The sequence below is a fragment of the Bacillus carboniphilus genome (genome assembly GCF_039522365.1).
Taxonomy (GTDB): Bacteria; Bacillota; Bacilli; order Bacillales; family JC228; genus Bacillus_BF; species Bacillus_BF carboniphilus.
The window spans coordinates 1-12,494 of the sequence record NZ_BAAADJ010000052.1 but is presented as its reverse complement, the minus strand read 5'-3'; the positions used below and the strand labels follow the sequence as shown (position 1 = coordinate 12,494).

The 12,494-nt window shown below is 41.0% G+C and carries 7 protein-coding genes, 1 pseudogene and 2 other annotated features; of the genes and pseudogenes, 2 read left to right on the top strand and 6 right to left on the bottom strand.

The window, feature by feature from the left end:
* Window positions 1-25 precede the first annotated feature (25 nt).
* The gene (locus ABDZ91_RS15125) at window positions 26-2,065 is read right to left on the bottom strand and encodes a sensor histidine kinase (protein WP_343800384.1); all 2,040 of its coding nucleotides are present in this window, start codon (window positions 2,063-2,065) and stop codon (window positions 26-28) included.
* A complete protein-coding gene (locus ABDZ91_RS15120) occupies window positions 2,040-2,729 on the bottom strand; it encodes a response regulator transcription factor (protein WP_343800381.1) in 690 nt (229 codons plus the stop codon). Before ABDZ91_RS15120 ends, ABDZ91_RS15125 begins: the two co-directional genes overlap by 26 nt.
* Before the next feature lie 208 nt (window positions 2,730-2,937).
* Window positions 2,938-3,156: a binding site (T-box leader), on the top strand.
* Window positions 3,157-3,237: 81 nt separating this feature from the next.
* Window positions 3,238-3,458: a binding site (T-box leader), on the top strand.
* A gap of 122 nt (window positions 3,459-3,580) precedes the next feature.
* Here ABDZ91_RS15120 and sstT point away from each other — a divergent pair.
* Together sstT and ABDZ91_RS15110 are read left to right on the top strand one after the other, a co-directional pair.
* Window positions 3,581-4,825 carry a serine/threonine transporter SstT gene (gene sstT, locus ABDZ91_RS15115; RefSeq protein WP_343800377.1) on the top strand — a complete coding sequence of 415 codons (1,245 nt, stop codon included), beginning with the start codon at window positions 3,581-3,583 and terminating at the stop codon, window positions 4,823-4,825.
* 240 nt (window positions 4,826-5,065) lie between these two features.
* Window positions 5,066-6,019 carry a HEAT repeat domain-containing protein gene (locus ABDZ91_RS15110; RefSeq protein WP_343800374.1) on the top strand — a complete coding sequence of 318 codons (954 nt, stop codon included), beginning with the start codon at window positions 5,066-5,068 and terminating at the stop codon, window positions 6,017-6,019.
* A 65-nt stretch (window positions 6,020-6,084) separates the two neighbouring features.
* Here ABDZ91_RS15110 and ABDZ91_RS15105 read toward each other — a convergent pair whose 3' ends face one another.
* From ABDZ91_RS15105 to ABDZ91_RS15090, 4 genes and pseudogenes are all read right to left on the bottom strand, one after another.
* On the bottom strand, window positions 6,085-7,644 hold the full coding sequence (locus ABDZ91_RS15105; RefSeq protein ID WP_343800371.1) for a SagB family peptide dehydrogenase: 1,560 nt from the start codon (window positions 7,642-7,644) through the stop codon (window positions 6,085-6,087).
* Window positions 7,645-7,660: 16 nt separating this feature from the next.
* Window positions 7,661-9,601, bottom strand: coding sequence for a TOMM precursor leader peptide-binding protein (locus tag ABDZ91_RS15100; RefSeq protein ID WP_343800368.1), 1,941 nt, complete (start codon window positions 9,599-9,601; stop codon window positions 7,661-7,663).
* On the bottom strand, window positions 9,598-11,529 hold the full coding sequence (locus ABDZ91_RS15095) for a putative thiazole-containing bacteriocin maturation protein (RefSeq protein ID WP_343800365.1): 1,932 nt from the start codon (window positions 11,527-11,529) through the stop codon (window positions 9,598-9,600). The genes ABDZ91_RS15100 and ABDZ91_RS15095 overlap by 4 nt, the downstream gene beginning before the upstream one ends.
* A gap of 160 nt (window positions 11,530-11,689) precedes the next feature.
* A pseudogene (locus ABDZ91_RS15090) lies at window positions 11,690-11,983 on the bottom strand (heterocycloanthracin/sonorensin family bacteriocin); the annotation flags it as partial.
* Window positions 11,984-12,494: the final 511 nt, after the last annotated feature.

Below are 12,494 nucleotides of genomic sequence, written 5' to 3'. Positions count from 1 at the left end.
TTGGGATACAGGGACCTCTCATCAATTACCCTTTATACCTAGGCAACTTAATAATCGCCTTAAACAAATCACCATCAATCTCAATCTTAAAGCTTCCTTTTTGCAGCTCGATTAAGCTTTTCGAAATCGACAATCCTAACCCGCTACCTTGGCTATGTCTGGATTCATCGCCTCTTTTAAAGCGCTCCATTAGTTCATCCGCTGTGATATTTAACTCATAAGCAGAGATATTTTTAAAGGTTAGTATAACTTCTTCTCCTGCCTCTTCCATATCAATGTAGACACGTGACCCAGCCAGTGCGTATTTGAAGATGTTGGATAGAACGTTTTCAACAGACCTCCATAATAGCTTCCCGTCTGCTGCCACATAGATTTTTTCCTTCGGATAACGGACCTTAAAGTCTAATTGTGAAGTCTCAATTTTATTATTCAGCTCTCCTAACCCTTGTGTGACTAAGGAAATAATATCGATTTGCTCCAATTCTACTGGGATGTTCCCGCTCGATGCTTTTGCTGCATCGAATAGGTCATCCGTTAGGAGTTTAAGTCTTTGGGATTTTTGATCAAGGATTTTTACGTACTCCTGGATTTTTTCCGTGTCCGTTTCTTTTTTTAATAAATCTATATAGGTGATAATAGATGTAAGTGGCGTTCGAATATCATGTGACACATTCGTAATAAGCTCCGTTTTTAACCGCTCACTTTTCAATTCGTTCTCTACTGCATTTTTTAAACCATCTGTGATGCCGTTTATATTAGAAGCGAGAGTTGCAAACTCACCCTTTTTCCCTACATCAATGGTATGGTGAATTTCTCCATTCTTAATCCTTTCGACCCCTTCTTTAATAGTCTTGAACGATTTAACCTTTTTATACGTGAACCAAGCGGCCACACCAATCGTGATTGGGAACATGAAAAAGGTCGCTGCTATCAATAGCGGGTAGCCAATCACCAGTAATACTGTTTTGACTCCAACATTTCCGGTCTCATATACATTTCGTACAAAGGTTACAAGCTTGTTGATCAACGTATAGAGTAATGTATGCTTGAAGAATGTTCGATTTTTTATATGTTTAATGATGGATAAAAGCAGCCCAATCTCAATTGCCGCAAATGGAATAGTGATAGGAATCAGTAATTGTGCTATGTTATGAAACGCAACCTCATCTATGGACGCAACCCATAAAAACACCAACGCATGGATGAGCACAACATTGATATCATTATAGAGTTTATCTATTGTGTTCCAGTGAAATTTTTCGTCCTTAAAGGAATTTCTCCCAATCACAACGACTAGATAAACAAACGATAAGATGAATCCGATTAAAAAGGCTAGTAGTCGATACCAGCTTTGTAGTACTATTTCCTTCTCTTTTTCCCATTTGGCTATGTTTTGGCTCACAAACTCATCTGTAAAGGCGACATATAAAACGGTACTTTCAGGGTCTAACTCATTGACCCTTTCTTCAATTCGATAATAGTATTCATTCCTTTTGACTTCTTGAGGAAAAATGTCACTTTTGTATCCGGTAAATGCCATGTATGATGAAAAATTCTCCACTTGCTCTATCACGTCTAGTGAACTGTTTGTGTATACGTTTGTTCCATCGCTAATATAATAGAGAGGGTTTTTATACTCTTCTATGCGCTGAACAAGGTTATGAAATTCTCTTAAATCCTCTTTGATCAACCTTGCTCTTGCTTCTTCAATCTGCTCTGCATTCCCTTTTTTTGTATTCACATGGGTTTCACTACTTACTTCACCTTTAAAAGTCCCAATAGTATTTAGATCTCTTTCTCTGATGGTACCGCCATTTAAAATGTGTTCTTCATTTTTATACGTTCCGATTAAACGTGTCAATTCATAAATGAGATTCTCACTTTCCCTAACGTACTCATTACTAAGAAAATAGCTTTCATCAAAAACCGCCCCAAATTCACTATCATGTATAACTTCTACATCAAATAGTGCTTGGATGACACCAGTTAAACAGATAACGGCTATGATAAAAGCAGCTATCTTCGTTACGATAGAATGGCTATATTTTTTCAACTTTGTATCCAACTCCCCATACCACCTTTAAATATTTTGGCTCTTTCGGGTTGATTTCTATTTTCTCTCTAATTTTTCGGATATGAACCGATACTGTATTTTCTGGGTTAAAGGCTGTTTCCTTCCAGACCTTTTCATAGATTTCTTCGATGGAAAAGACCTTCCCCGCATTGGCCGTTAGCAGCTTCAGGATTTTATATTGGACCGGTGTTAGATGAATCATTTCCCCGTCGACCGTGATGGTCTTACTTTCATCATCGATAACAAGTCCCCCGGTTTGAAAGACGTTCGTCTTCGTTTCCAAACCACCTAATGCAGTGTATCTTCTGAGCTGTGATTTTACTCGAGCAATCAGTTCCAACGGATTAAACGGCTTCGTTATATAGTCATCTGCGCCGATGTTCAGCCCTAAAATTTTGTCGTAATCCTCCGATTTCGCGGAAAGCATAATTAATGGAATATTGCTGTCCTTTCGAATCTTCATAGTTGCCTTAATTCCGTCCATTTTCGGCATCATAATATCCATGATAATGAGCTGAATCGCTTGCTCTTCCATGATTTCTATCGCTTCTAAACCGTTCGAAGCCTTGTATACCTTATATCCTTCATTTTCTAAGTAGATTCCAATGGCATCTACAATCGCACTATCATCATCACATACTAAAATATTGTTCACTCCGTTCACTCCCTGATCCCATAATGGTCACAACTGTCTCCCCCTTTTATTTTGCTAACGAGACAATCATATCAATCAAATATTAACAAACTCTGGATGGAAATCTTAAGGTTTTCTTAATGTGTAACCTAAGGGGCTTGTCCCAAAAAAATCTATTGAACTCTGACAAAAGATGATATATTATCAATAATAACTTAATGCACAACTATAAAATGCACCGATAAGGACATGAGTTATTTTTACAGTTTACAGAGACGGAAGGGTTAGCTGAGAACTTCCTAAACCGAGGAAAATAACTTACCACCTTGGAGCTGTTTTGGGGAAATATAGTATCCAATACCGTTATGCTGCGTTAAAGCATTTGAGCCGTAAGTATGCACTTATGGGAAGTTGGGTGGAACCACGGGTAAACATACTCGTCCCTTTTGAGGGATGCGTATGTTTTTTTATTTTTGTAGAATCTCTACGGTAGTACGAGATTCAAGCATATCGACGATCATTTTATATACAGACTGCTATGAAAAGGACATGAATTATTTTTACAGTTTGACAGAGAGGGAAGGTTTGCTGAGAACTTCCTAAACCGAGGAAAATAATTTACCACCTTGAAGCTGTATTGGGGAAATTTTAGTATCCAATACCGTTATGCTGCGTTAAAGCTTTTGAGCCATAAGTATGCACTTATGGAAAGTTGGGTGGAACCACGGGTAAAACATACTCGTCCCTTTTGAGGGATGCGTATGTTTTTTTATTTTCGTAAAGGAGTGAGTGCTAGGTAAAATCAGTTAAGAAAAATATCTGTCTAATATGATACTTATCAAAAAATTTTAGTTTAAATGGAGGGAAAAGAAATGAAAAATATGGTACTCAAGTGGAACCAAGTAAGTCTAGTAAAACGAATACTTTTGGGATTAGTGATTGGTATGGTATTGGCCTTAACGATTCCGGAAGCAACAAAATGGGTCTCCATTTTCGGTGATTTATTCGTAGGTGCCTTAAAAGCTATTGCCCCAATCTTAGTCTTGTTCATTGTGATGCACGCCATCTCTAAACATAGAAGTGGCCAAAAAACGAATATGAAATCGATCCTTGTCCTATATGCCCTTGGTACATTTTTAGCTGGATTAGTTGGTGTTGTTGCAAGCTATCTGTTTCCAGTTACATTAACACTTACGACAGGTGCTGAAGATTTAACTCCTCCTAGCGGTATTGTAGAAGTGATACAAACATTGTTGTTTAACATTGTTGATAACCCGGTTAATGCCCTCATCAATGCCAATTATATTGGTATCTTAGCTTGGGCCATCCTGCTCGGTGTTTTATTAAGAAATGCAGCCGATTCGACTAAAGACATGCTGGAGAATTTTTCGAATGCGATATCTACTTTAGTGAAATGGGTAATCAATTTTGCGCCAATCGGAATTATGGGACTTGTCTTTAATGCCATTGCAACGAACGGGCTTTCAGCATTACTTGACTATGGAAAATTACTTTTCGTTCTACTAGGCTGTATGTTCTTTGTAGCTCTTATCGTGAATCCAATTATCGTTTATCTCCATATTCGTAAAAATCCATATCCTCTAGTCTTTACATGCTTAAAAGAAAGTGGAATGACAGCATTCTTTACTCGCAGTTCAGCTGCAAACATTCCAGTGAATATGAGATTGTGTGAAAAACTAGATTTGGATAAGAATACGTATTCGGTATCCATCCCATTGGGTGCGACGATTAATATGGCAGGTGCAGCAATTACGATTTCTGTCTTAACACTGGCTACTGTTCATACACTTAACGTTGAGGTCGATATGGCTACAGCGGTTATTCTTATCATCCTTTCCGCAGTATCCGCTGCTGGTGCTTCAGGTGTTGCTGGTGGATCTCTATTACTCATTCCCCTAGCTTGTAGCTTATTCGGGATTTCAAATGATATTGCTATGCAAGTCGTAGGTGTTGGTTTTATCATCGGTGTTTTACAGGACTCTTGTGAAACTGCACTAAATTCATCCACTGATGCACTCTTTACTGCGACAGCAGAATATGCAAAAGAGCGTAAAGAAGGCGAGAACATGATGATTCGTTCAAGTAAGGCGAGCTAAAGTCCAAATCTAGCATCTATCTTGCCTTTATATGTTCATCTAACATGTTTCTGTTATATGGAACAATAAGATGTGAGTCGAATTGCAATAAACTCACATCTTTTCTTTTTTTATATAAAAATTGACTATCGGTCATCATGGCCAACCTGTCCCCCAGCTTTCATCATAGAAAAGGCTAACTGTCGCACACTATTAAAATCTAATAAAAAGACTTCACTAAGTGGTGAGGGGGTTTTTATTTTGGACAAAAAGGAATATGTCATTGATTTAATCAATCGAATGAATGATACAACCAGAGTGTTTGACCCCGAATTTAATGGGTATGTGCCTGTTATATCGAAACAAGCCTATAATGAAGCTGAACAATTGGCTGACAAGGAATGTATTGAACCTTTGAAAAATCTGATTGCCGTTCATTCTTCCAACAAGGCATTTGATAAGGATGTTCGCCGTAAGGTTTACAATATTTTAAATAAAATTGCCACGAACACGAACGAGATGGACGTATTTACATTTTTTGAAGAGCGGCTTGATTACGAGACCGACAAGTATATAGTCGGTGATGGTCTACTCGAGGATATCGTGAGAAGTGAGTATGTCCCGGCGTTGAAAAGGATTTTACCTCTTGTCGAACACAAAGATTGGCAGGTCCGACATGAAGCGATTCGGCTTTTAGGAAGGTATCAAAAAGAAGAAGTCGAGGATACCTTATTATCGTTATTAAAAGCAGATTCTAATCCATATGATATTGAATATACACTTGGGGCCCTGGGCAGGATCGGCTCAACGAAAGTACTAGAAAGAATAGACCCATTGCTCTATCACAAAAAGGGAGAAGTGAGAGCTTCCGCTATCGCCATTTTAAAGGTCGTAGGTGGAAAAACATACATGAAGGTCTATGAGGAAGGCTTGAATGATCGGTCGCCGGCCGTAAAGCTGAACGCTTTGAGTGCTATTTTGAAACATGGGGATGAGAAACAGATTCCTCTATTGATTTCAAGATTAAAAACTATCTTAAAGAGAGAGCGTAAATATGAGCCTGGAAATCTGGAGTCTTCTGATGTAGTTAAGATATTGAAGTTTTTACTTCACTATAAGAATGAACAAGTGGTTGAGTTATTAGAGTGGATCCGTGAAAAGAAGTGGAGCATGCTATTTGAGCTTGAGCAGGAATGGTTGCTGAAGGAGACGTAGAAGAAAAGGGCCGGTTCATCTGCTTCCTTCCGTTTTGAAGAAAACAGCACCGCCCCTACTTATCTTTAGCATCGCAAACTCCCCTTTAACCAAGCCCGAGGTTGATAGGGACCAATTGGAATTTGGATTAGACTCGTTTTTCCTTGTGTTTCGAGTTTGTATAGTTCATCACACAATTTTGCATCAAACCCCAGTAGTGGATGTCCTCCCAGTTCGAGGGCTGACGCTACTAAAAGTAATCGTTGTACAAGCATCCCCGCTTCCATCTGTTGAATACGATATCCTCTGAACTTCAGGTCTGGGGCGAGGTGATTCTTATCGCCTATCACATGAAAGCAAAAGGGGACTTGGTACAGGTTTACATTCTCTGCAGAAAGGCCAGCTTGCAACAAGAGTCGGTGATCACCTAGCTCAATCTCTCGTAATGCATGAGCAGCGCTATCATAATGATAAGCACCATCCGGAATGCCTTCAACATTGTTCAAGCATACATAGAGGGAAACACGGGACTCTTGCTTCTGATTAGCTTCATCCAAATCATTTCGATACAAGTTCGCAGACGTTGCTTCCTGTAGTAGAGTAGCCAACTGCTCTTTACTTACCTTCCCAATCCTAAAATCCATATCCGGTGAAAATCGTTTTTTACAAACGGATGCTAAATCATACGACAACCGCTCCATTCGAGGGAGAGGTACCACTCGACTCTCACCGTTTACACTTTCCCTTGCCTTTATGTGCCCAAATGATTGAGTTGATTTTAGCATGGATGCTTCATTCATCTTTTTTATCATCGGAAAGGGTTTCGTTCGCTGTGATTGTACATAGTGATGATTTTGTATCGGTTCTAACTCATGACACAATTCAGTATCTGAAATTACCCCTTTTCTTCCCATAGACCAAATCATAGGCTCCACGGTTAGCGGGATTACGGCATAGACACTCTCTTCTTCATCGTTTAGTCCAAGTAGATGGTTCACTGCTCGATCTAGATATTGAAAATATACACTTGAATCAAAACCAAACCGTTTGGCCACTTCCAGTAACTGTCCAGTCACCACACCCGTATCCAACCCTTGCAGACGGTAGGAAAAGTTATTGTACTTAAAGAAATTTTTCCAAAACATTGTCGACACAAAAACGGTACCAAAACAAGCCGACAAATCACAACGATGACCAAGAGCCCTAGCTATATATGAATCAAAATTGCCTTCTCGCAAACAAACTAAACGATGGTGTGCTACATCATAATGGTAAACTCCAACAGGTAATTCCTCCAGCTTTAGATACACATACAGTTCGCTTGGATACAGAGCACCGCCAGAAGGAGCATACCGCCGATACGACTGTATGAGTTCCGACTCTTGATTTGGGCTGGAGGGTGACTGAGAAATTTGAGTTTGACCAAATGTATACCAGAGAAAATGGCTAATTCTCTGTAGGGTAGGCTGTTTGGGGACATCGCATTCTTCCAGTGTAAGTGGTACCTCCAGCGATAATGGAAATACTGGTAAACCACGATAGAGCTTATATGGAAGCGGTGCGTCTTCCCAGTTCACTTCCCAGTCCGGTGGGCTTACCTTGTCAATGTCAAAATGTAAATTGTGCAGAAATGTCTCTAGTTCCATCCTCCTGTCCTCCTACTTATGGAAACGGATGTGGATGTGGATTGAGCTCATCAAGGGTCAGCGGTCGCTTTGTATAACCAAGTTCCATTGGGACCCGTAGCACCCTTTCTAGCCCTGTTACCCTCGTCAGATGCTGTCCGAATGTCATTGGCAACATCCCAGGAATCAGCACTTTCACGCAATGTAGTCCGTTTCGTTTTGTTTCCGATGTTGATTGATCCACTACAATCACATCGAGGTTTAGCTCGCGAAATCTATCAAGAATTTCTTTAAGATCTTCGGTTAGATCGGCATGAGTGGACTGCCACTTGAATTCCTCATCAAACGTTCTCAGTGGACGATTATCGTCTAGCAAGAAATTTAGGCGCTCTTCTGCTTGAGGCAAACCGTACAGCATCCCATGATCATCCATGGTATCAACCAGGGTAGAATCATGTAGCATTCGCACAAGTTCCTCCTGGTTTTTCTCAAATTTTTCGTCAAGGGTCAGCATCATGGCAGCCATTTCATGGATCGTGCTTTTCACTGCCCTTACTGGGTCCAGATGAGCTCCGGCTGCACAGATGAGATTCAATCCCTTTTCCTTCCTGTTTTTTGCAATCGCCCACACACTTGGAATTCCATGTTCCATTGTCGAGTTATAAAAATGGAGATCATATCCTCCTGTTGCGCGTACACGGTCGATCATCAATTGTAATTCTGGATCGTTAGCCGAAAGAGGGTCAAGACGAGGTAGTGGCAACTGGGCGTACCAAGCCATCAAAAAGGAATCACGTTCCACGACTTCCATAATCCCGTAGAAAATAGCTTCCTCTAGACTTCCTCCGATTGCACATCCGTTGGAGGTTTCATAGACAAATCCATGCCCGCAGCCCATGCTGTAGTAGGAAAGCAACTCTGGTACTAAAATGGGTCGGTCTTCCTGTAGTGAATAGCCCCATACCCAGTTCATCGGGTAATCTGGATCAAACTGTTTAAATGGAAAATCTGGACGTTCATACTGTTCCTTTGCATGGACACCTACTTTTAACGGATTGAGTGCTTGATCCTTCAGGTTATTAAAACTATCATAGACAACGCTTCGTTTCCCACGGGGTGAAATCCCACATGCTCGCTCTAAGCCTTCTAAAATAGCGGTTAATTCACTTACGGCATATGAATGAGTTCGGCCAGCTACTCCTTCGTCACCCACTAATAATGGCAGGTTTACACCTACATCGGCAAATGGCGGGACAAGATCATACATTTTCCCATTCATAACACCCGTCCGTTGATCCAGGTAGTCTTTCACTAGTACTTTTTTTAAGTCGTCCATAGAGCGGCAGCGATAACTTCCTTCAATCTTTGGACTTGGTTTCAGGGAAATTCGGGCTAACTCCGGCGAATCCTCGGGTATTTGACTACAAACTGGACATAACGGATTCGGCAGAAAAGTATGCCATGAATTCTTGAGTGTTTGTAGGTTAATTAGACATAACCCTCCTTCAGAGAGTGCTTCATCACCTTGCCATATCCTTTGGACCTCTGCAGCAAGTAAGTTGGTGACTTGTAAAATTCCCGTCCTCGTTGCCCATGCGTCCCGAGGTACTCCTCCGTCTGTAGCTAGCATCTGTTTCATATCCAACATCTCTTTACGGTCTCGACCTGCCATGAGAAGTCGGGTGTCCGCACATTGGGAGCACCCCTTTTTATCTGGACGAACGAGCGGACCGACCACGGCTTCCCCAAATGAAACGAAGCCTCGCAGCCAAGGAATTCGAGTACGTCGTAATACCTTTTCCGCTCTTTGATGAATAGAAGGTTTCCAGCTATCGTGCAATACTAGAACTAATTCAGTTTTTTCTGGCAGGCTTGCTTCGAAATCATTTTGACGAACTACCTCGTGTTGGGATGACAAATCGTCATACACGTAGTCAGCTAAAAATCCTTCCCCGATAACGACTATGACTGCACTCATCCGGATTCCTCCTCTCGCAGCAAGACACCATACGCACCAATCCATTCCTTATTCAATAGCGGTTCCAATGTTAGTTCAAAGGCATCGAGTTTTTTACCGTTCCTTTCTAAGGTCTGTATGGCTGATTTTAAGACCTCGGACTGTTGTACTTCTTCACTGTTGAGAATGACAAGGCTTTGCGTTTCCTTTTCGACCAGATGGACAGAAGAATCAGCTAATGCTTTTTGATTTTCTAAATTCATTAGTGCTTGTTGTAAGGCTTTTTTCAACGCAAGAGTAGTATTCAAACCGACACTTCGGTACCATCGATTATTCGTTCCTACCCAAACCACTGGGAAGCCGAATACTTCCTCTCCGATGCCTAAAATAGGTGCACCCTTTATCGTGGTTAGTGCCTGTAGATAATACCGGCAAGCTTCATCTTGTAGTTCACTTGTGTGTACCCGGTAGACAGTTTGATTATTTATTTTTTGCTTGTTCAATTCCTCTATTAGACACTTTTCCAAACCACGGGAAACAGCTTCTACCATTGTTTCTCCCGCTCCTACACCAACATATTCCTCATTTTTCATGAGGTTTTGATTTGGTGGCAGAGTCTTAAGAAACTCATCAACCATACGTGACAAATACGCCTCTATTCCAGTTAGACCCGCTTCTTTCCGGGCCTTCTCGTGTGTAAGGTCCGCACAGATAACGCTTGATAATAGCTCTGCTGGCCCTTTCGACAAAGGGTCAACTACCTGAACGCGGCATTGTGCTAACGGTAACTGCTTTAAGTCCCCTTCCCCTAAAATATGAAAAATGCCAGATTCCGCCGATGTCAGATGGCTGAGTAAAAGAAGGATTTTACTAGATTCCGCTCTACTTGAATTTTGTTTATGCTGTAGGTCAAAATCTTGAACCCATTCTGCCTTAAAACGTCCGGTCACTAGCGGATGAGGCAGGAATGAGTGCCAGCTTCCTTCCATCGTATCTAGATCCAGTAAAAAGAATTGATTGAGTTGATCTGATTTGGTAACCCCGGTCATGTTTTTAAATAATTCAAATACCATTAGGTTGGCCAATATCGCTCCTGCTGTAGGAGAGAAACCGTTTGTTTGATTTTTATTTTCAAATACCGATTGATGAATGCTTCGCCACGCTGATTCCCAGCATCCTTCAGAGTCTGGATGAATCTGAGGCCCCGCGATACCCACTTGATTTACAAATAAGGCTGGGATCAATCGCTTTTTCTCTTTCCTACAAATCTTATGAAGAGCTCGCAGTTCCTCTATTTCACCTTCCTGCGACACATATAAGATAGATTCAAATGAATTTACTATCTCCTGCCAAGAGTGGTTCTCCTCTTTTTTTAGGAGGACCTCTTCTATTGCTATCTCGGGGTCTGTTTTACGTGCATGAACCACAATTTCTTCTAACCTTTGGCGGTTGGTTGGTACTGAATTTGTAATCAGCACATGGAACTTTGACAATCCAGATTCAAGCAATGAAGCAACAAGTGAGACAAAGAAAGGGCCAGAACCGATTACCAACGCTTTGGTCTGTCGATAGGTTTGAAAACGGTAGGCACCTGAGTCTACAAAGCTTTCCAAGAACTCAATTTGAGAAGCATATGTGTTTAAAACCTCTTCTTCCAACTCCGAAGGGCGGTCTTGACTTACATCTCTGACAAACCCGTTTTTATAAAGCACTTCTGCTATTTCATACACACGGTCTCGATAGGGCCCTGGCAACCCATTTGTCAAGTTCGCCAACGTGTACTCACCATTGAACATAGGGATCAGCTTGTTCACCCACTGATCTATTGCATGACCTTTCATATGGAATGAGCTTACATTATTTCGAAAATACACACCTTTGTTTGGATCAGGGAGAAAAAAAGTATCTCTTTTCACTTTCAAACGCATAGAAGGGTTCAAACTTGTCATCCCGCTCCTCCTTCCAAAGCTTGCTCAATTCTAAGCCATCGTTTTCCATTTCCTCTTTTATCCTATGAATCTTAATTTGTCTCATATGTCTAATCTCAAATAGAAAAACCCCTGCAAATGCAAGGGTTTTCTACGAAAGCTAGAATGATTGACTGCCTTAGCGACCGCCACAACGTCCGCCGCAACGACCACCGCAATTGCCACCGCAATTATGGCCACAACGGCCACCACAATTATGGCAACGAGAGCAGTTTGAGCAATTGAAGCAACTAAAACAGCTAAAGCAATTAAAACAATTAAAGCAGCTAAAACAACTAAAACATCTGAAACCGACACCGAATATAAGTTGTCTGTCTTGATCTGTATAGTATTGGTTTGGATCCCAAGGGACGGCTTCGGAAGCCTGGAAATCGCCAACATTCAACATTTGAAGCTCATTCTGGAAATTATTCATTTTTCATACCTCCGAACTATTATATATGAGACACGCCAACGACATTAAAAGGAAACTGAACAATATAGCTGTCCAACCTCAACAAATACTTCCTATACTTTCCTCAACAAAATATGAAAAAGGCTTGGGCATTGTTCCTATTGTAAGGGCCCATTGTGAGGTGGGACAGGGGGGGAGGCGGTGGGACAGGTTAGAATGCAGAATTTCTTCAAATTGCTAAAAAATCCGCGTGGTTTTAGTCAGTAAGCTTTTTTTCATTCTAGATTAACTAAATATTTGGATGTAAGGTGCTTATTAGGGGGTGTAACAGCACTTTAGGGATGGTTTGATCAATTTAATAGGTAGAAATTACAGGTGGCCACGCTCCTATGTGCGAAAATTTGGTTTTGAGTGCGAAAATCGTCAGTGTTCGTGACCCTGTCAAGTGGACACACCAAAATCCGCACACTTATTTAATATTAAGCTGCTTTTTGTTCACGATATTCTACAGGACTCATTTCTAATTTGTTTT

Excerpts from the sequence above, each read along its gene's own strand:
- ABDZ91_RS15095 (WP_343800365.1), bottom strand. The coding sequence starts at position 11,529 with ATGACAAGTTTGAACCCTTCTATGCGTTTGAAAGTGAAAAGAGATACT.
- ABDZ91_RS15105 (WP_343800371.1), bottom strand. The coding sequence starts at position 7,644 with ATGGAACTAGAGACATTTCTGCACAATTTACATTTTGACATTGACAAG.
- ABDZ91_RS15100 (WP_343800368.1), bottom strand. The coding sequence starts at position 9,601 with ATGAGTGCAGTCATAGTCGTTATCGGGGAAGGATTTTTAGCTGACTAC.
- sstT (WP_343800377.1), top strand. The coding sequence starts at position 3,581 with ATGAAAAATATGGTACTCAAGTGGAACCAAGTAAGTCTAGTAAAACGA.